Source organism: Bradyrhizobium sp. USDA 4502, assembly GCF_054063355.1.
Genome location: NZ_JBSSGF010000001.1, coordinates 2,162,151 through 2,181,689, shown reverse-complemented (window position 1 = coordinate 2,181,689; position 19,539 = coordinate 2,162,151). Strand labels below are relative to the sequence as shown.

Sequence of the window (19,539 nt, the reverse complement as noted above, 5' to 3'; positions counted from 1 at the left end):
GGAAAACCGCTTCGCACTTTTCCGGATCATGTCCTAGCGCGTGGCCTGCGGCGCAAAATCCTTGCCGACCGACAGCGCACGCTGATCGACCAGGCAGTGCAGGATCGCGGGCTTGCCGGAGGCCAGCGCGCGCTCGAACGCGGGCGCGAAGTCTTCGGTGCGCTCGACCCGCTCGCCATGGCCGCCGAACGCCTTGGCGTAAAGCGCGAAGTCCGGGTTCTTGAGCTGGGTGCCGACGACGCGGCCCGGATAGTCGCGCTCCTGATGCATGCGGATGGTGCCGTATTGCGCGTTGTCGATGACGACGACGATCAGCGGCGCGTCATACTGCACGGCGGTGGCGAACTCCTGCCCGTTCATCAGGAAGCAGCCGTCGCCGGCGAACGCCACGACGACCCGGTCCGGATGATGCCGCTTGGCCATCACAGCCGCCGGCACGCCGTAGCCCATCGAGCCCGAGGTCGGCGCGAGCTGCGCGGCGAAAGCGTGGAAGCGATGGTGGCGGTGAATCCAGCCGGCATAATTGCCGGCGCCGTTGCAGACGATGGCATCCTTCGGCAGGCGATCGCGCAGCCAGGTCACGACCTCGCCATACTGGAAGCTGCCCGGCAGCTCGCGCGGCTTGTCGGTCCAGGCGAGGTAATCCGCGTGCGCCTTGGCCGCCTCGCCCTTCCAGGCCGGCACTGCCGCCGGCATCATGGTCTCGACCGCGGCGGCAAAGGCCGCAGGCGTCGCCTGGATCGCCAGCGCCGGCTGGTAGACACGGCCGAGCTCCTCGGCGCCGGGATGGACATGGATCAGTTTCTGGCTCGGCACCGGAATGTCGAGCAGCGTGTAGGACGAGGACGGCATTTCCGACATGCGGCCGCCGATCAGGAGGATGACGTCGGCGCCGGTGATGCGATCCCTGAGCTTCGGACTCGGGCCGATGCCAAGATCGCCGGCATAATGCGAGTGGTCGGCGTCGAACAGCGAGGCGCGGCGGAACGAGGTGGCAACCGGCAGGTCGAAGCGCTCGGCGAAGCGCGCGATGCCCTTGGCGGCCTCCGCGGTCCAGGCCGAGCCACCGAGCACCACGATCGGCGCCTTGGCGCCGGCGAGCATGCTGCCGAGGCGCTCGAGATCGGCCGGCGCAGGCCAGGTCGCCGCAGGCTCGACCTTCGGCGCGTCGGCGACCGCGGCGGTTTCAGTCAGCATGTTCTCCGGCAGCGAGATCACCACCGGACCGGGCCGGCCCTGCAGCGCGACGCGGAAGGCGCGCGCGACCAGTTCCGGAATGCGATCCGGACGATCGATCTCGACCGCCCATTTCGCCATCGTGCCGAACACCGCCTTGTAGTCGAGTTCCTGGAATGCCTCGCGCTCGCGCATGCCGGTGTCGACCTGGCCGACGAACAGGATCATCGGGGTGGAGTCCTGCATCGCGATGTGCACGCCATGGGCGGCATTGGTCGAGCCCGGACCGCGGGTGACAAAGCAGATGCCCGGACGTCCCGTCAGCTTGCCATAGGCCTCCGCCATCATCGCGGCCCCGCCCTCGGCGCGGCAGATCACGACGTCGATCGGGCTGTCGTGCAAGGCGTCGAGCGCCGCCAGATAGCTCTCGCCCGGCACGCAGGTGACGCGCTCCACCCCTTGCGCGACCAGCTGGTCGATCAGGATCTGGCCTCCGGTGCGGGCATTGCTTTTGGTCATGAGGGCTCCCTGCAAGTACTGGCGCGCGTTTGGGCTTCGCTCGGATCGTGGTCCCACGGGGTATGATAGACGGAAATGGGGTGCAAGGCCGAAGCTGCGTCTCCCGCGCGCAGCGGCGCCAAGCCATGCGGTAGGCAATGGGCAACGCCGTTTCGTCATCGATTTCCGCAGAGCGGACGATCGCCGGCAGGATTGAAGCCGCCGGCCGGCAAGCAGCGCAGGTCACCGTCGGCCGGCTCCAGCGCGATCTCACCGCGCTCAAGCGGGACCGATGTCACGACGCCGGTCTGTGACCCCGATCGGGTCTCGCGCGGCATGATCAACCTGCGCGGGCTCCTTTCACGAACACCCGCATCGACGATGCGGCAGCCTGTCATCACGGAGGCGCCGACCGACGCAACAGAGCGCAGGCGAAAGAATGCTCGCACGCCACGTTGCCAAGACCGACAGCGCGTGGCCGCCGAGAAGATTGCAGTCAAGAACTCTCCGCTGCGCGCGATGGCGTGGCACAATCTGCATGAGCCACCGCGTTATGTGCACGATAACAATCATTAGGAGCGCACGCTTCTGCTTCCGTATGATTACGGTGCAGCGATCGGCCGCTTCGCATCTTCGTCGCCGGATCGCGTGGATTTCACGGCAAATCGCGGTGTTGCGCAACGTTTTCGGCTGCGCTCATCGCGAGCATCGCGCGTTCGACCTGCGCGAGTGCACGCGGCGCATTGCGCGCCCTTCTTGGTGGAACTCGAATCGCCTACCGTTCCACGCAGTCAGAAATTGTAAATCGTGTAGCGCACCTGCGTGGGGCCGGCGGTGGAAGGCATTCCGTCGCCGATCAGGTGCACCGTTTCAATTCACCAAGATCATTATCAAGGCTGGAGGCAATGCATGTTGGGGATGAAGAGCGTCGCAAGCGTGATCGGCTCGGACAGTTCGTATCGGCTGTTCGACGACATGCCGATCAGTGTCATGCTCTGCGAGCTGGACAATTTCAAAATCACCTACATCAACGAGTCGACGCGGCAGAACCTGAAGAAGATCGAGCATGTGCTGCCGGTGAAGGTCGACGCGCTGATCGGGCAATCGATCGATATCTTTCACAAGAACCCGCAGCATCAGCGCCGGCTGCTGTCCGACCCGAAGAACCTGCCGCACAAGGCGCGCATCACCATCGGCGGCGAGACGCTCGATCTCACCGTGACAGCCATGACCAATTCGCGCGGCCGCTACACCGGCCCGATGCTGACCTGGGAGCTAGCGACCGAGAAGGCGCGGCTTGAAACGCAGACCGAACGGCTGTTGCAAATGCTCGACAACATGCCGATCAACATCATGATGTGCGACACCGACTTCAACATCACCTACATCAACCAGACCAGCCTCAAGACGCTCGACACCGTGAAGCACTTGCTTCCGATGGCGCCGGACAAGATCCTCGGCAACTCGTTCGACATCTTCCACAAGAACCCGGCGCACCAGCGCCGCATCGTCGGCGATCCCAAGAACCTGCCGCATGCGGCCAAGATCAAGCTCGGTCCGGAAACGCTCGACCTGCGGGTCTCCGGGCTGACCGACAAGCGCGGCAACTACACCGGCGCGATGCTGAGCTGGTCGGTCGTGACTGGCAATGTGAAGCTGGCGGACGATTTCGAGAAAGACGTGAAGGGCCTTGCCGGGATGCTGGCGTCGGCGTCGACGCAAATGCAGGGCACGGCGCGATCGCTGACGACGACCGCCGAATTCGTCAATCAGCGCTCGGCGAGCGCGGCGTCCGCGTCCGAGGAGCTGTCGTCCTCGGTCAACGAGATCAGCCGCCAGGTGGCCGAGGCGAGCCGCATTGCCCGCATGGCGGTCGACGAAGCCGAGAAGTCCGACAAGCTGGTCGCGGGTCTCGTGACCATGGCGCAGAAGATCGGCGACGTCGTCGCCCTGATCAGCCAGATCGCCGGCCAGACCAACCTGCTTGCGCTCAACGCAACCATCGAATCCGCGCGGGCCGGTGAGGCCGGACGCGGCTTCGCCGTCGTCGCCTCCGAGGTGAAGGCGCTGGCCAACCAGACCGCCAAGGCCACGGAAGACATTTCGGCGCAGATCAACGAGATGCAGGCCGCGACCGGCAACACCGCCACGGCGCTGAAGGCGATCTCGCAGGTCATCGTCCAGATCAGCGAGATCTCGACCGTGATCGCCAGCGCGGTCGAGGAACAGGCCGCGGCCACCAAGGAGGTCACCGCAAACATCAACGGCACGACCAAGGCGATCGACGATGCCAGCAAGGCCGCTGAGAACGTGCTGGCGGCCTCCGGAGAGCTCGCCAGCAACGCCTCAGAGCTGGAAGTTCAGGTCGACAAGTTCCTCAAGAACGTGCGGGCGATGTAGCGGCGCACGGCCGAAGGAGATGAGCGCGCACTCACCCCTCCGCGTCATTGGGGCGATGCGCGAGCATCGAACCGGAATCTCAAGCCGCAACTTCGAGATTCCGGGTTCACGCTTCGCGTGCCCCGGAATGACGGCCAAAGACGCGCCCGCCTACAGCGAACGCGCGATCAGGAGCTTCATGATTTCGTTGGTGCCGCCATAGATCTTCTGGATGCGGGAATCGATGAACATGCGCGAGATCGGATATTCCTGCATGTAGCCGTAGCCGCCATGCAGCTGCAGGCATTCGTCGGCGGTCTCGACCTGCTTCTGCGAGCACCACCATTTCGCCATCGACGCCGTCACGGTGTCGAGGTCGCCGGCGACCAGGCGCTCGACGCACCAGTCGACGAACACGCGGGCGATCATCGCCTCGGTCTTGCGCTCGGCAAGCTTGAAGGCGGTGTTCTGGAATTCGAGCAGCGGCTTGCCGAACGCGGTGCGCTCCTTGGTGTATTCGGCGGTGATCCTGACCGCGCGCTCCATCGAGGCGACCGCGCCGATCGCGAGCGACAGCCGCTCCTGCGGCAATTGCTGCATCAGCTGTACGAAGCCGTTGCCCTCCTCGGCGCCGAGCAGGTTCTCCGGCGGCACCGTGACGTTATCGAAGAACAGCTCCGACGTGTCTGATGCGTGCAGCCCGATCTTGTCGAGGTTGCGCCCGCGCCGGTACCCCTCGGCGCCCGCGGTCTCAACCACGATCAGCGAGATGCCCTTGGCGCCCGGAGCCCCGGTCCGCGCCACCACGATGACGAGATCGGCGGCCTGGCCGTTGGTGATGAAAGTCTTCTGGCCGTTGATGACGTAGGAATTGCCCTGCTTCTTCGCCGTGGTCTTGACGGCCTGCAGATCGGAGCCGGTGCCCGGCTCGGTCATCGCGATGGCACCGACCATCTCGCCCGACGCCATCTTCGGCAGCCAGCGTTTCTTCTGCTCCTCCGAGCCGTAGTTGACGATGTAATGCGCGACGATCGCGCTGTGCACGGAGACGCCGGTGGTCAGCTCCGGCACCGTGCTCTCGAGGTCATCGAGCACGGCGGCGTCATAGGCGAAGCTGGCCCCTAAGCCGCCATAGGCCTCGGGCACGCTCGGCAGCAACGCGCCCATCTCGCCGAGCGCGCGCCAGGCCGAGCGATCGACCAGCTTCTGCTCGCGCCATTTTTCGGCGTGCGGCGCCAGATCCTTGGCGAGGAATTTGCGGAACTGGTCTCGGAAAGTGTCCAGCTCCTCGGTCATCCAGGACGATCGGTAGTGCATTCTGCCCTCGTGTTAAATCAGAAGACCGCCGCCGGCGACGATCACCTGACCACTGATGTAATTCGATTCCGGAGCGCAGAACAGATAGACCGCATCGGCCGCCTCCTCCGGCGTGCCGCCGCGGCCGAGGGGGATCATGCGGCCCATCGCCTCCAGCATCTGCGGCTGGACGCCGACCTTAATGTCGCGGCCGGCGACGTCGATGGTTTTCTGCTGGGTCTCGATCGGCTGGGTCAGGCGGGTGTTGATCAGGCCGAACGCCACGCAATTGACGTTGACCTTGTAGCGGCCCCACTCCTTGCACATCGTGCGCGTTAGCCCGATCAGCGAGGCTTTGGCGGACGAATAGCTCGCCTGCCCGGCATTGCCGTAGAGGCCCGCGATCGAGGAGATGTTGACGACCTTGCGGAATACCTCGCGGCCCGCCTCGGCCTCCCTCTTCGCCATCACTCGGATCGGCTCCGACGCCGCGCGCATGATGCGGAACGGGGCGACCAGATGGACGTCCAGCATCGCCTGGAACTGCTCGTCGGTCATCTTCTGGATCGTCGAGTCCCAGGTGTAGCCGGCATTGTTGACGATGATGTCGAGACCGCCGAACTGCTCGATCGCGGCGCCGACGAAGCGATCGGCAAAGCCGGCTTCGGTCACGCTGCCATTGACCGCGATCGCCTCGCCGCCCATGGCCTTGATCTCCGCGACGACCGCATCGCCCGGCTCGGCATCGAGGTCGTTGACCACGACGCGCGCGCCCTCGTTCGCGAGCTTCAGCGCAATCGCGCGCCCGATGCCGCGGCCGGAGCCTGAGACGAGCGCGACTTTGCCTTGCAGCTTTGACATTCAAACCTCCCTCAAACAACGTGATCTCTGCGGTATGCCCGCCTCACCTCGCCCCGCTTGCGGGGAGAGGTCGGAACGCATCGTCAGATGCGTTCCGGGTGAGGGGGTACAGGTCTCACCACCTCCAGAGTGCGCGGAAGCAGCCCCTCACCCCAACCCTCTCCCCGCAAGAGCGGGGCGAGGGAGCGCACAATCCTTCGTGGCGAGACTTTCGCGCTACAGCGCGATAACCGCCTCGCCGGCGAGCTTGATCTCGCCGTTCTGATCCCTGGTGGTCAGCGCGAGTTTTGCGCGCCTCTCACCGCCCTGCTCGACCAGCTCGGTCACCGTGCCCTCGCAGGTCAGCTTCGCGCCGAGCTGGGTGATCGCCGCAAAGCGGGTCGAGAACGAGCGGATGCGCGACGGCGCCACCGCGTCGGTCAGCGCCTGGCCGAGATAGCCCATCACCAGCATGCCGTGCGCGAACACGTCGGGGAAGCCGGCCGCCTTCGCGAAATCGATGTCGACATGGATCGGATTGTGATCGCCGGAGGCGCCGCAATACAGCGCGAGGCGATGGCGGGTGATCGGTGGAAACTCCTTGTGGACGATGCGGTCGCCGACAGAGGGAGAGCTGCTCATGACGGCCTCGCATTGCGTACCACGACGGTGCGCGAGACATCGGCGACATGGACACCGTTCTGGTTGGTGACCGGGGTGTCGACCACGATCAGCGTCATCGCCCCGCCCTTCTTGTCGGTCACGCCAGTGACACGCGGATGGAAGGTCAAGGTGTCGCCGACGACCACGGGAGCGTGATAGTCGAAGCGCTGCTCGCCGTGCAGCACGCGGGCCAGATCGATGTCGAGCGCCGTGAGGAACTCGAACGGGTCAGGTGCATCCATCATCTCGAGGCAGAACAGATAGGTCGGCGGCACTGGCGCTGCCGTGAAGCCGGCCGCCTGTGCGGCCGCCTCGTCGCGATAGACGGCATTCGTCTCGCCGAGCGTATCGAGGAAGAAGCGCAGCCGCCCCGGCTCGACGCGCGCGGTCACAGGCGTAAATGTACGCCCGACAGCGGATTGATCGACCATGACGACCTCAGGCGCGTTCGTAGAGCGTCACGACGCAGGCGCCGCCGAGGCCGAGATTGTGCTGCAAACCGATCCGCGCGCCTTCCACTTGCGTCGCCGCAGCGGTGCCGCGCAGTTGCCGCGTCAGCTCATAGCACTGCGCAAGCCCGGTGGCGCCGAGCGGATGGCCCTTCGACAGCAACCCGCCGGACGGGTTGGTGACGATCCTGCCGCCATAGGAGTTGTCGCCGTCGTCGATGAATTTCGCGGCCTCGCCCTCGCCGCACAGGCCAAGCCCCTCATAGGTGATCAGCTCGTTGTGCGCGAAGCAGTCGTGCAGCTCGACGACGTCGAGATCATCAGGCCCGATGCCGGCGGCCTCATAGACCTTGCGCGCGGCATCCCGCGCCATGTCGTAGCCGACCACCTGCATCATGTCTGACGCACCGAAGGTCGAGGGCGTGTCGGTCGTCATCGCCTGCGCCGCGATGCGGACCTGCTTGTTGAGGCCGTGCTGGTCGGCGAATTTCTCCGAGACCAGGATCGCGGCGGCGCCGCCGCAGGTCGGCGGGCACGCCATCAGCCGCGTCATCACGCCGGGCCAGATCACCTGGTCGTTCATCACGTCGTCGGCGGTGACCTCTTTGCGGAACAGCGCCAGCGGATTGTTCTTGGCATGACGGCTCGCCTTGGCGCGCACTTTTGCAAAGGCGGAGAGCGGCGTGCCGTATTTCTTCATGTGGCTGAGGCCGGCGCCGCCGAAATAGCGCAGCGCCAGCGGCACGCCGGGCGCGTCGACCAGCTTGTCGGCCGCGGCGTCGAAATCGTCGAACGCACTGGGACGGTCGGTGAACACGGCCCCGAGCGCGCCGGGCTTCATCTGCTCGAAGCCGAGCGCCATCACGCAATCGGCCGCGCCCGACTCGATCGCCTGCCGCGCCAGGAACAGCGCGGTCGAGCCGGTCGAGCAGTTGTTGTTGACGTTGACGATCGGGATGCCGGTCATGCCGACCGGATAGAGCGCGCGCTGCCCGCAGGTGGAGTCGCCATAGACGTAGCCGACATAGGCCTGCTGCACGCGGCCGTAGTCGAGCCCGGCGTCGGCGAGCGCCAGCTTCGCCGCTTCGGCGCCCATCACGTGATACGGCGCATTGGCGCCGGGCTTGACGAACGGGATCATGCCGACCCCGGCAATATAGGTGCGTGACGTCATCGCGTGTCCTCCCGGAAATTACCCACTGGACTATTTGTTACCCATGGGTAATATACGGGCGATCTTCCGGAGTCAATGCGACAACAGCCGACGCGATGGACGCCCACTCCCCCTCTTCCAGCAACGAGTCGCCATGGCTGCCATTCGAAAGCCGGCGCCGCGCCCGCGACGAGAAGCGCGAGGCAGTGCTGCGCACGGCCGTAGCCCTGTTCCTTGAACAGGGCTATCACCGTGCCACGCTGAACGACGTCGCCAAGCGGCTCAACATCACCAAGCCGGCGCTCTACAACTACTTCCGCGGCAAGGACGAGATCCTGTTCGAGTGCTGGTCGATCGGCAATGAGCTGGTCGACGAATGCATTGCCGAGACGTCGGCGGGCGGCGGCTCGGGGCTCGACAAGCTGCGCAAGCTCACCGTCCGCTATGCCGAGCTGATGACCGCGGACTACGGCAAGAGCCTGGTCCGCTTCGACATCCGCGATCTCAGCGAGGACAACCGCAAGATCGTGCAGACTGCCAAGCGGCGGATCGACCGCGCCTTCCGCGACTATATCGCACAGGGCGTCGAAGACGGTTCGGTGAAACCGTGCGACCCGAAGCTCGCGGCTTTCGCCATTGCCGGCTCGCTGAACTGGATCGGCCACTGGTTCCAGCCGGGCGGCGAGCTGAGCGGACGTGCCGTCGCTGAGGAATTCGCGATCCGCCTCACCGAAGGCATCGCCAAAACAACAACGCAAATGACATCAACGCGCAAGACAACGGCGCACGAGAAGGCGGACAAACCGCCTCGCAAGGGAAACGCATCAAGGGAGGAGACGAGTGAACATCACGCACGGACTGCGGCGCGCGCTGCAGGTCAATCCAAACGGGCTCGCGGTCGTCTGCGGTGAGCGGCGGCGCAACTGGCGCGAGGTCGGCGAACGCGTCGCCCGCCTCGCCGCCGCGATCCGCGGCCTCGGCGCCCAGGACGGCGACCGCGTCGCGATCCTGTCGCTGAACTCCGACCGCTATCTCGAGCTCTACCTCGCCGTCGGCTGGGCCGGCGCCGTGATCGTGCCGCTCAACATCCGCTGGTCTCCGATCGAGAACGAGGACGCGCTGCGCGACTGCCGCGCAACGATCCTGTTCGTCGACAGGGCGTTTGCGCCGGTCGGCACGGCGCTGGCAGGCGCCGTCCCCGGCCTGCGGCTGGTCTATGCCGACGAGGGCGACACGCCTGCCGGCATGGAGAATTACGAGACGCTCATCGCGCGCAGCGCGCCTGTTCCGGATGCGATGCGCAGCCGCGACGACCTTGCCGGCATCTTCTACACCGGCGGCACCACCGGCCGTTCCAAGGGCGTGATGCTGAGCCACGGCAATCTGATGGCCAACGCGCTCAACGCGCTCGGCGAAGGCCTATGGCCGAGCAGCACGATCTATCTGCATGCGGCGCCGATGTTCCACCTCGCCAATGGCGCGGCGATGTATTCGGTGCTGCTGTCCGGAGGATCCAACGTCGTAATCCAGGGCTTTACGCCTGACGGCGTCGCGGCCGCCGTGCAGAAGGAGCGCATCACCGACGTGCTGCTGGTGCCGACCATGATCCAGATGTTCGTCGATCACCCGACGCTCGGCAATTACGACCTGTCGTCCTTGAAGCGGATCTCCTACGGTGCCTCTGTGATCAGCGACGCCGTGCTGATGCGCGCCATGAAGGCGCTGCCGCATGTCGAGTTCACGCAAGCCTACGGCATGACCGAGCTGTCGCCGATCGCGACCCTGCTGCACTGGAAGGAGCATATCGGCGACGGCCGCGCCAAGGGCCGGCACCGCGGCGCCGGCCGGGCGACGCTTGGCGCCGAGGTCAAGATCGTCGATGCGGAGGACAAGGTCGTGCCGACGGGTACCGTCGGCGAGATCGCGGTGCGCGGCGACATGGTGATGATGGGCTATTGGGAGCGGCCGGAGGAGACCGCGCGCGCCGTGATCGACGGCTGGATGCACACCGGCGACGGCGGCTACATGGACGAGGACGGCTTTGTCTACGTCGTCGACCGCGTCAAGGACATGATCATCTCCGGCGGCGAGAACGTCTATTCGGCCGAGGTCGAGAACGCGCTCGCCCAGCACGCGGCGGTGGCGCAATGCGCCGTGATTGGCATCCCGAGCGAACGCTGGGGCGAGCAGGTTCACGCCGTCGTGGTGATGAAGAGCGGCGCCAGCGCCACGCCAGAAGAGCTGATGGAGCACTGCAAGGCGCTGATCGCCGGCTACAAATGCCCGCGCAGCGTCGACATCACCGCGACGCCGCTGCCGCTCTCCGGCGCCGGCAAGATTTTAAAGCGCGAGCTGCGCAAGCCGTATTGGGAGAACCGCGAACGGCGGGTGAGCTGAGGGACAGCTCTCAACGTCACCCCCATCATTCCGGGGCGATGCGAAGCATCGAACCCGGAATCTCGAGATTCCGGGTCTGGCGCTAACGCGCCATCCCGGAATGACGATGTCTCATGACGCCATTCGACCGCGAGCGTTGACATCGGAGCGCACGGCCGATTGGATCGGTTCGAGATTCAATCCAGCGAGTTCCGATGTCCGCACCCGATACCAATACCGACGGCAAGCCCCGCCGCCTGATGCACCGCCGCTCCGTCGAATGTCTCGGCTATCTCCGTGACGACGGATTGTGGGAAGTCGAGGCGCGGCTGGTCGACACCAAACCCTATGCCCGACAGGACAAGCATCGCGGGCTGCAGCAGCCCGACGATCCCGTGCACGACATCCGCCTGCGGCTCGCGGTCGACGACAGTTTTACGATCCGCGAGACCGGCACCACGATGGCCTCAACGCCCTACCCGACCTGCCTCGACGTCGAGGGCATCTTGCAGCGCCTGGTCGGCGAACGCATCGGCAAGGGCTGGCGCGAACTGGTCCGTCGCAAGATTGGCAAGCTCGAAACCTGCACCCATCTCGCCGAGCTGCTGGGTCCGGCGGTGACGACGCTGTTCCAGACCGCAACCTCCGGCAAGGACCCGCAGGGCCGCGGCGCGCTCGATCACCAGCGCGATGTCACCGAGCCGCCATTCTTCGTCGGCGGCTGCTATTCATGGCGGCTGGATGGGCCTGTCGTGGCCGAGACCTTTCCGCAGTTCGCGCAGAAGTCGACCGAGGCGAAGCACAGTTCGTGAGCGGTGCCCCGCCGCTGGCCAAGGCGAGTGCATGGTGCGCCGCTGCTGGAGCTCAAATGCAGCTCCTCGTCGCAGCTCTATCCCATTCACGCAGATGATCGAACGCGGCACTAGCTCTCCGGCACGCCGGCCATGCGCATTCCCTCATAAAAGCGCTTACGCTTGGCGAGCCATACCGGATTGTCGGACAGGAAGACGACATTGACGTCGTATCGACGAATGCTGAAGTTGGGATCAAGTGCCAGTCCGGCTTTGGCACTGGATCGTGCTTCCTCGAGGTCTCCCATCATGGCCAACGCGCCAGCCAAGTGAAAGTGAGCGAGCGCAAAATTGGGATTAGCCTCAATGCTCCGGCGAAGCCAGTCCAGCGCCTCGAGGTCTGCGTTGGTGCAGGACATCAATTTGGCCATCCCGACAACCATGATCCAGAGAAAGGCACGCGTATCGCGAGGGGACAGTCGTAACGCCTCTTGAATATGCCCCTCGACTTCCTCACCACGCCCCAGCGCATGCTTCCCGAGGCCAATGAACCCATGCGCATCGGCCAAATTCCGATCGAGCGCCAGCGCCTGGCGACATTCAGCGATACCCTTTGCAGCGCGGTGCGTCCGAATTTGAACCGCGCCGAGCAACATGTGGGCTCTGGGGTGATTGGGCGCACGCAACAATACGCCATTCAGCGCCTTCTCCGCGGCCCTGAAATATGCCGGTCCGTCATCGGCCATGGAGGAAGAACCGATCGCAAAATCGACCTGAGCCGCGGCAACCGCTGCTTCAATATTGTCGGGATCAAGCGCGAGGGCGCGCATGAAGAAATCCCTTGCTCGCGCCATAACTGCAGGCGCTATTCCTTTGTTCAGGACAGCCCTGCCCTGAAAATAGAGATCCATCGCGTCCGGCTGGGGCAACCGTTCTGCCCGTCGTGCTTCGGCCTTGATAAGCTCGGCGTTCAATGTATTGGCGAGCCGGGATACGATCTCATCCTGCATGTCCAGCAAGTCGGCAGCGGGCTTGTCGAAGCGCTCGGCCCACACATGGGCTCCGGTTTCCGTGTCAGTCAACTGAACGTTCAGGCGAAAGCGATTGCCGCCGCGTTGCACCGACCCTTCCAGCGCGTAACGGACATTCAATTCGCGACCGATCTCCCTCACGTCCACCGCCTTTCCCTTGAAGGTGAACGCAGTGCCCCGGCCGATGACGAACGCGCCGGCGATGCGCGACAGGTCGGTAGTCAGACTGTGAGTCACGCCATCGACAAAATATTCCTGCTCCAGATCGCCGCCAATATTTGTGAATGGTAGAACAACAATGGACAGGTGTGGGATCGAAGATGAACCCGCTGGCCTTCCGGCGTTGTCCGGCATCGACGAGGTCGTGACACTGGCAGAAGCCGGGCGGTCGGCCTGCTCGCCATCCACGACCAGCATGTAGCCGCGGCGAGGCAAGGTTCTCAGGGCCAATCGGCCCGCCCCTCCCAAGGCCTGCCTGATGTCGCCGATGGCCTGGACAAGCGAGTCTTCCGTGACCTCGCAGTCCGACCAGACCTCATCCAATATCTCGTCCTTATGCACCGGGCGCCCGACGCGTTGCGCGAGGAGCCGCAGCACCGCCCAGGCTTGAGGACGCAACGGCACGATGTCGCCGCGCCCGTCGAGCAGCAATTCGCGGGCCAGGTCCAAGGTCCGGTCGCCGATCACAATCGAAGGCTGCGATGACTTAAGCAAGAACGCCTCGTTGGGCCATTTCGGAAAATATCGGCAGAATATCGGCGAGGTTTCGGGACCTGGCGGCAATTGTACAGCATCATCTTGCGGCGCGGGATAGCAAAACCGTCCCGAGCAGCGATCCACCAAAAGCGGTCAGCGCCAGGCAGGCCTCCATGATCAGTTCTGTCATCCATACTGCGCTAAGTATTTCAGGTTTCAACCCTTCCCCAGTTGCGGGGACGGACCGGCGATGCGGTCCCGGCGTCACCGACACCGAGATCAGGATCGGCCAATCAATGCCGCGCAGCGCGCCGCTTTCGAGCCTGAGCAGGTTTGCCCGGGAGTGCTGGACCGGCACCAACGAGCAACATGAGGGGGAATGATCGATGGCCTCTGTCCAAGCATCCGCAAGATTGCTGCACCTTATTCAGTCGCAGCGCGTGACCGCGGTCATCTATGTCGCCGCGAAGCTGGGGATCGCCGAGCTCCTGCGCGATGGATCGCGGCCCCTTGGCGAACTCGTCGAGGCGACCGGTGCGAACAAGCAGGCGCTCCGCCGCCTGCTGACCGCGCTTTCGACCATAGGCATTTGCACGGTCGCTGAAGAGCGATACGCATTGACCGAACTGGGGGCTTGCCTTGACGGGGCCGCAACCCAGTCCCTCAAGAACTGGACGATCTTTGAAGGCCAATTTCTGACCGAATCGTGGACCGGGCTACAGGACTCGATCATGACCGGCAAGACCGCCGCGCAACTGCTTGACCATGAAAACAGCTTTGATCTGATGGCGCGCGATCCGGAGATGGTCAGCATATTTAATGCGGCTATGACGGAGGGGACCCGTCTGGCGATTCCGGATATCCTGGGGGCCTACGACTTCGGTGCGTTCGCTCATCTCATGGATGTCGGCGGCGGCTCCGGCGAACTCGTTGGCGCCATAGCCGGGCAGCATCCGCATATCCGAGGGACTATTTTCGACCTTCCGCGCTGCGCCGAATCCGCGACTGGCCACCTGAGGCGCAGCGGGCTCAGTGATCGCATCGAATTCATGGCCGGCGATTTCTTCCAGACGATTCCATCGATCGCGGATGCCATCGTCATGAAGAACATTATTCACGATTGGAGCGATGAGCGCAGCATGGTCATCCTCGCAAACTGTCGAAGGGCGCTCCCCGGAGGTGGCGTGCTCCTGCTTATCGAACGGATCATGCCGGAATTCCCGAGCGTAAGCGATGCGCACAGGGAACAGACGCTGACCGATCTGCTCATGCTTCGCGGGCCTGGCGGTCTCGAAAGAACGGAAAAGCAGTACGCCTGGCTGTTTCGCGAATCCGGCTTTACTCACACCGCGACCTATCCGGCCGGGCGTCTCAGCGTCATCGAGGCAAAGGTCACCTGAGCTTTCGAGGTCAGACCATTACTCGCGCGCAATGGAGCAGCGACTGGTTTGAAGGACATCATAGGCAAAAGCATATTTTGGAAGGAACAAGAATGCATCTGCCTGCTGCAAACAAGTCATCGTCGCCGATATTGGAGAACCCGGCGTACAAGGCCGTGTTCGCGAAGGTCGACTGGCGCCTTATACCTTTGCTACTGATCGCCAGCATGGTCGCCTTTCTCGACCGCATCAACATCGGCTTCGCACAGCTTCAGATGAAGCAGACACTGCCGTTTGATGATGCAGTCTACGGGCTCGGCGCGGGCATCTTCTTCGTCGGATATTTCCTGTTTGAAGTGCCCAGCAATCTTCTTCTGGAAAGGATCGGCGCGCGCAAGACCCTGTTGCGGATCATGGTGCTCTGGGGATTGGCGGCGACCGCCATGATGTTCGTATCGACGCCGCTCCAGTTCTATGCGGCGAGGTTCTTCCTTGGTGTCTTTGAGGCCGGCTTCGCCCCGGGCGTGCTGCTGTACTTGACGTACTGGTACCCGTCGGTAAGGCGCGGGCAGGTCATCGCGATCCTCGCGTCGGCGCCCCCCATTGTGATGTTCATCGCTGGTCCGCTGTGTGGTTCGATCCTGAAGTATTTCGACGGCGTCAGCGGTCTTTACGGCTGGCAATGGCTGTTTCTGATCCAGGGGTTGCCCGCGCCAATCCTCGGCGTTCTCGTGTATTACCTGCTCAAGGACAAGCCGTTCCAGGCCGCGTGGCTCTCGAAGGGGGAGAAGGCGCTGCTGGACGATGCTTTACAGCATGACGAAGAGAACATCGTGAAGGCGACCTCGGGGACGTTCCGGCAGCTGCTGCGAGACCCGAAGGTCTACCTGTTGTCGCTGGCCTGTTTTTGTCTGCTGGGCGCCAACTACACGATGGTATTCTGGATGCCGACCCTGATCCATAGCTGGGGAGTAAAGGATCCGCTACTGGTCGGCGTCTATCACGCAGTAGCCAACGCTGCGGGTATCGTCTGCATGATCCTGATCGGTCGTCATTCGGACAAGCGGCATGAGCGTCGCTGGCACTATGCGACCTGCGTCACGATTGCCGCCGGCGGCTTGTTCTTTCTCATGTTGCTCCACGGCACTTTTGTTGGTTCGATCCTGGCTCTCTCCTTCGCCGTCATCGGGTTTGTGTCAGCGCCGCCGCTTTTCTATGCATTGACCAGTGAGTATCTCTCAGCAGGCGCGGCGGCCGGCGGCCTTGCCCTCGTCACCAGCCTCGGAAACCTCGGTCCGGCGGTAAGCCCGTCGATCACCGGGTTCATCGTGCGGAACACCGGCGACAACATCTATGGCATGTACTTCGTCATGGCGCTGTACTTGCTCTCCGGCGCACTCCTGCTGCTGAGCATGCGGCCCGCAACGAATGAGTTGCTCCTGTCGAGGAGTTGACCCATCCTGCCAAGATCAAGCCGCCGCAGCCGAATGCTCGACCACGGCCTGCGGCGGGTTGCGGAAGCCGATTGCGATGCGGTTGTACGTATTCATCAGGCCGATCGCGATGGTCAGGTCGACCAGTTGCTTCTCGTTGAACACCTCGCGGGCCGCCTGGTAATCGGCATCCGGAATCGCGGTCTCCGCCACGCGGGTGACGGTTTCGGCCCAGGCCAGCGCGGCGCGCTCCTCGGCGTCGAACAGCGCCTCGGCCTCGCGCCAGACCTGCAGCACCGCAAGCTTCTCGACCTTGACGCCCATCTTCAGCAGGCTGCGGGTATGCGAGTCCAGGCAATAGGCGCAGCCGTTGATTTGCGATATCCGCAGATAGACCAGTTCGACGAGCTGCGCGGAAAGCCCGCTTTGCGTGATGTAGCCATAGACGCCGCCGAGCGCCTTGATGCCCGCTGGCGCGACCTTGTTGTAGTCGATCCGCATGCTCATTGCTTGTGTCCTTCCTTGTCGAACACAGTCAGCGCCTTGTCGTTGCTGTCGACGACGAACACCGCAAGCAGCTTCGCCGGTTCGGTCGCGCTGGCGTTGCGCCCGAGCACGTGATGCGCGCCGGGCGGCTCGAAGAAGCTGTCGCCGGCCCGATAGACATGCGCGACCTCGCCTTCCAGCTGGCTCTCGATCGCGCCCTGGAGCACGTAGACATAGAGAAACGCCGATTTGGCGTGATGATGCGGCGCCGACGGCTCGCCGGGCGGAAAGTTGACCTCGACCGCGATCAGCGACTTGCCGGGAATGTTCGTGATCATGTGCTCGAACTTCGGCGTCACCGATTGCGCCATCACCGGGGTCGCAAGCGCCGCGCAGGCCAGCAGCGTCGTCATCAAGGTCTTCATCTCGTGCCTCCATTGCTACCGGATAGATGCGGGCACGCATGGCCAAAAAGAAGCACCAAGAATGAACCGAATTGGTGTACCACGGGCCATGTCCAACCCGCTTCCCATCGCGCTCGACCGGTCGGCCAGGACGCCGCTCTCCGAGCAGATCCGCAAGGCGATCGCGGCGGCGATCGACAACGGCGTGCTGGTGCCGGGCGCCCGGCTGCCATCGTGGCTCGACCTTGCCGCGCAGCTCGGCGTTGCGCGCGGCACCGTGCGGGCGGCCTATGACAAGCTGTCGGACGCCCAGCACATCGTGTCGTCGAAGGCGGGCGGCACCACCGTCGCGAGGCGGCCCAGGAAGGCCGCCAAGCCCGATGCGCCGGTCGCTCCCGGATCGGTCGTGGAGATGTTTCGCGATCTGAGCGGTCAGGGACACTTCCGGATGGGCGTCCCCGCGCAGGATAGCCTCCCCGCCAAGCTGCTGGCGCGAATCCGCGCGCGCGCCGTCCGGGCGGAATTGAGCGCGGTGATGCGCTATGTCGATCCACGCGGCGAGCTCGAATTGAGACGCGAGATCGCGGCGCATCTCGCGATCGCGCGCGGGCTCGAATGCTCGCCCGCGCAGATCGTCATCACCTCGGGATTCAGCGGAGGACTCGGCCTCGCGATGCGCGTGCTCGGCCTCGAAGGCCGCCGCGCGTGGATGGAAGACCCGGGATTTCCATTGACGCGAAAGGGCCTCGAGCTCGGCCGGCTGGAGGTCGTCCCGATCCCCGTCGATGCCAACGGCATCGATGTCGAGCACGGTCTCAAGCACGCCCCCGACGCGGCGCTCGCGGTCGTGACCCCGGGCCAGCAGGCGCCGCTCGGCCCGCCGCTGTCGCCGCAACGTCGCGCGCAGCTGCTCGACTGGGCCGCCCAAACCGGAGCCTTCATCATCGAGGACGACTATCTCGGCGAATTGCAGCTCGATGGCCGTGCCGCGCCGGCGCTCGCCTCGCTCGATCGCGCCGGCCGGGTGATCCATCTCGGCTCCTTCAGCAAGACGATCTCGCCGACGCTGCGCCTCGGCTTCCTGGTTGCGCCAGAGCCATTGGCGGCGCAGTTCGCCGATGTCGCGACGTGCCTGGTCCCCGCTCCCGGCCCAGCGGTGCAGCTGTCCACCGCGGAGTTCATGCGCGATGGTCACTACATCCGCCATCTCAGGCGAACCAAGCGGGCCTATTGCAACAACCGCGATGCGCTAACGACGGCGCTACGGAGCTGGAGCAACGACGTGCAGGTTGCCGGCCTCGCCGTCATGCTGACGCTGCCGGACAAGACCGCCGATGTCGAGATCGTCAGGGCACTGCTCGCGCACGGGCTGGCGCCCGCCCCGCTCTCGCCCTGGTATTTCTCACCGAAGCGCGCGCAGCCGGGTCTCTTGCTCGGCATTGCGACGGTGCCGGATCGCGGCGTTCCGGCCGCATGCAAGCGCCTGTTCGAGGCGATCCGCGCCCAAGGTCGCGTCCAAAGTGCGCCGGTCTCGCGCCGGATCAGGAAGCCCGCAGCCCGGTGAGCGTCAGGCTCAACGCCTTGAGCCGCTTGCGCGCCTCGGCGTCATAGGCCTGGGCATGGGCGCGCGCCTCGCGCTTGCCGTCGAAGAACAGCCCGCTCCGGCCTGCCACATCGTCGTCCTGGACCAGACGCAGGATGGCATCACCGCCCTGCTCGACGGTCGAGATCGGCGTCGCGCCGCTGGCGCGCACCATCGTGGTGTTCATGTAGGTCGCGGGGTGCAGCGAGTTGACGGTCACGCCGGAGCCTTCCAGCTCCGCGGCCAGGTCGATGGTGAACATGATCTGCGACAGCTTGCTCTGCGCATAGGCGCGCGCACCGCTGTAGTTCTTCGTGATCATCACGTCGCCGAAATCGATCGGGTGCTGGCCGAGCGACGCGACATTGACGATGCGCGCCGGCGTGCTCGCCTTGAGCCGCGGCAGCAACAGATGCGCGAGCAGGAAACCGGCGAGATAGTTGACAGCGAAGCGCAGCTCGTGGCCATCCTTGCTGGTCTGCCGCGCCGGCCCCTCGTTTTGCGAACCGATGCCGGCGTTGCTGACGAACACATCAAGGCGTTCCTGATCGTCGAGCACCAGCTGGGCGAACTCGCGGACCTCGGTGAGCGAGGACAGATCGGCCTGGTAGAACATCGGCTCGCGGCCGCTGAGGCGCTTGATCTCGTCGGCGAGCGTCTGCGCCCGCTTGGTATCGCGGCCGTGGATCAGGACCCGGGCGCCGGCCGACGCCAGCTTCATCGCGACGTAGCGGCCGACGCCATCGGTGGAACCGGTGATCAGCACCGTCTTGCCTGCCATATTCATCGAAATTGCCTTTCGATCGTTCGCCCAGCGCTGTCAGCAAAGATAAAGGCGCCGAGCGGACTTTGCCATGGCATGCCACCGCGCCGGCGGCGCCAAAATGGCGTCCAAGATCACCCCCGG

At 64.5% G+C, this 19,539-nt stretch carries 19 protein-coding genes; 8 read left to right on the top strand and 11 right to left on the bottom strand.

What is annotated here, in order from left to right; translation table 11 throughout:
- Positions 1-33: 33 nt before the first annotated feature.
- Positions 34-1,695 (bottom strand): thiamine pyrophosphate-binding protein, encoded by a 1,662-nt coding sequence (locus tag ACVW1B_RS09720; protein ID WP_253587145.1) that lies wholly within the window; start codon positions 1,693-1,695, stop codon positions 34-36.
- A gap of 137 nt (positions 1,696-1,832) precedes the next feature.
- Here ACVW1B_RS09720 and ACVW1B_RS09715 point away from each other — a divergent pair, with 137 nt between their 5' ends.
- A complete protein-coding gene (locus ACVW1B_RS09715) occupies positions 1,833-1,988 on the top strand; it encodes a hypothetical protein (protein WP_253609159.1) in 156 nt (51 codons plus the stop codon).
- Between the two features lie 595 nt (positions 1,989-2,583).
- A complete protein-coding gene (locus ACVW1B_RS09710; protein WP_253609160.1) occupies positions 2,584-4,074 on the top strand; it encodes a methyl-accepting chemotaxis protein in 1,491 nt (496 codons plus the stop codon).
- 150 nt (positions 4,075-4,224) lie between these two features.
- Here the strand turns inward: ACVW1B_RS09710 and ACVW1B_RS09705 are convergent, their stop codons facing one another.
- The 5 genes from ACVW1B_RS09705 to ACVW1B_RS09685 all read right to left on the bottom strand — a co-directional run bounded on the left by ACVW1B_RS09705 (position 4,225) and on the right by ACVW1B_RS09685 (position 8,475).
- Complete coding sequence (locus ACVW1B_RS09705) at positions 4,225-5,370, bottom strand: acyl-CoA dehydrogenase family protein (protein ID WP_057019698.1); 1,146 nt, start codon at positions 5,368-5,370, stop codon at positions 4,225-4,227.
- Positions 5,371-5,382: 12 nt separating this feature from the next.
- On the bottom strand, positions 5,383-6,210 hold the full coding sequence (locus ACVW1B_RS09700) for an SDR family NAD(P)-dependent oxidoreductase (RefSeq protein WP_253609161.1): 828 nt from the start codon (positions 6,208-6,210) through the stop codon (positions 5,383-5,385).
- Between the two features lie 216 nt (positions 6,211-6,426).
- Entirely contained in the window at positions 6,427-6,831 is a 405-nt protein-coding gene (locus tag ACVW1B_RS09695; protein ID WP_225641440.1) for a MaoC family dehydratase, read from the bottom strand.
- Complete coding sequence (locus tag ACVW1B_RS09690) at positions 6,828-7,283, bottom strand: MaoC family dehydratase N-terminal domain-containing protein (protein ID WP_253609162.1); 456 nt, start codon at positions 7,281-7,283, stop codon at positions 6,828-6,830. The genes ACVW1B_RS09695 and ACVW1B_RS09690 overlap by 4 nt, the downstream gene beginning before the upstream one ends.
- Before the next feature lie 7 nt (positions 7,284-7,290).
- Entirely contained in the window at positions 7,291-8,475 is a 1,185-nt protein-coding gene (locus ACVW1B_RS09685) for a lipid-transfer protein (protein WP_076826483.1), read from the bottom strand.
- Between the two features lie 95 nt (positions 8,476-8,570).
- Between ACVW1B_RS09685 and ACVW1B_RS09680 the strand changes: the two genes are divergently transcribed.
- The 3 genes from ACVW1B_RS09680 (at position 8,571) to ACVW1B_RS09670 (ending at position 11,642) form a co-directional block, all read left to right on the top strand.
- The gene (locus ACVW1B_RS09680; RefSeq protein WP_141340558.1) at positions 8,571-9,365 is read left to right on the top strand and encodes a TetR/AcrR family transcriptional regulator; all 795 of its coding nucleotides are present in this window, start codon (positions 8,571-8,573) and stop codon (positions 9,363-9,365) included.
- Positions 9,295-10,851 (top strand): acyl-CoA synthetase, encoded by a 1,557-nt coding sequence (locus ACVW1B_RS09675; RefSeq protein WP_253609163.1) that lies wholly within the window; start codon positions 9,295-9,297, stop codon positions 10,849-10,851. Before ACVW1B_RS09680 ends, ACVW1B_RS09675 begins: the two co-directional genes overlap by 71 nt.
- Positions 10,852-11,045: 194 nt before the next feature.
- Entirely contained in the window at positions 11,046-11,642 is a 597-nt protein-coding gene (locus tag ACVW1B_RS09670; RefSeq protein ID WP_456821571.1) for a DUF2889 domain-containing protein, read from the top strand.
- 110 nt (positions 11,643-11,752) lie between these two features.
- Here ACVW1B_RS09670 and ACVW1B_RS09665 read toward each other — a convergent pair whose 3' ends face one another.
- Positions 11,753-13,366 carry a winged helix-turn-helix domain-containing tetratricopeptide repeat protein gene (locus tag ACVW1B_RS09665; protein ID WP_253609165.1) on the bottom strand — a complete coding sequence of 538 codons (1,614 nt, stop codon included), beginning with the start codon at positions 13,364-13,366 and terminating at the stop codon, positions 11,753-11,755.
- Between the two features lie 79 nt (positions 13,367-13,445).
- Entirely contained in the window at positions 13,446-13,706 is a 261-nt protein-coding gene (locus ACVW1B_RS09660) for a hypothetical protein (RefSeq protein ID WP_143029653.1), read from the bottom strand.
- A gap of 28 nt (positions 13,707-13,734) precedes the next feature.
- On the opposite strand from ACVW1B_RS09660, the gene ACVW1B_RS09655 reads away from it, so the two are divergent.
- Positions 13,735-14,748 carry a methyltransferase gene (locus tag ACVW1B_RS09655; RefSeq protein WP_456821570.1) on the top strand — a complete coding sequence of 338 codons (1,014 nt, stop codon included), beginning with the start codon at positions 13,735-13,737 and terminating at the stop codon, positions 14,746-14,748.
- Between the two features lie 92 nt (positions 14,749-14,840).
- Complete coding sequence (locus ACVW1B_RS09650; protein WP_092085594.1) at positions 14,841-16,181, top strand: MFS transporter; 1,341 nt, start codon at positions 14,841-14,843, stop codon at positions 16,179-16,181.
- A gap of 15 nt (positions 16,182-16,196) precedes the next feature.
- Here ACVW1B_RS09650 and ACVW1B_RS09645 read toward each other — a convergent pair whose 3' ends face one another.
- Together ACVW1B_RS09645 and ACVW1B_RS09640 are read right to left on the bottom strand one after the other, a co-directional pair.
- Positions 16,197-16,667 (bottom strand): carboxymuconolactone decarboxylase family protein, encoded by a 471-nt coding sequence (locus ACVW1B_RS09645; protein WP_168855732.1) that lies wholly within the window; start codon positions 16,665-16,667, stop codon positions 16,197-16,199.
- Positions 16,664-17,071 carry a cupin domain-containing protein gene (locus ACVW1B_RS09640; RefSeq protein WP_253609167.1) on the bottom strand — a complete coding sequence of 136 codons (408 nt, stop codon included), beginning with the start codon at positions 17,069-17,071 and terminating at the stop codon, positions 16,664-16,666. The genes ACVW1B_RS09645 and ACVW1B_RS09640 overlap by 4 nt, the downstream gene beginning before the upstream one ends.
- Before the next feature lie 88 nt (positions 17,072-17,159).
- Here ACVW1B_RS09640 and pdxR point away from each other — a divergent pair, with 88 nt between their 5' ends.
- Positions 17,160-18,614, top strand: coding sequence for a MocR-like pyridoxine biosynthesis transcription factor PdxR (gene pdxR, locus ACVW1B_RS09635; RefSeq protein ID WP_253609168.1), 1,455 nt, complete (start codon positions 17,160-17,162; stop codon positions 18,612-18,614).
- On the opposite strand, the gene ACVW1B_RS09630 is transcribed toward pdxR, so the two are convergent.
- Positions 18,592-19,419: an SDR family NAD(P)-dependent oxidoreductase gene (locus ACVW1B_RS09630; protein WP_253609169.1), complete on the bottom strand. Its 828-nt coding sequence runs from the start codon at positions 19,417-19,419 to the stop codon at positions 18,592-18,594. The genes pdxR and ACVW1B_RS09630 overlap by 23 nt on opposite strands.
- Between the last annotated feature and the right edge of the window lie 120 nt (positions 19,420-19,539).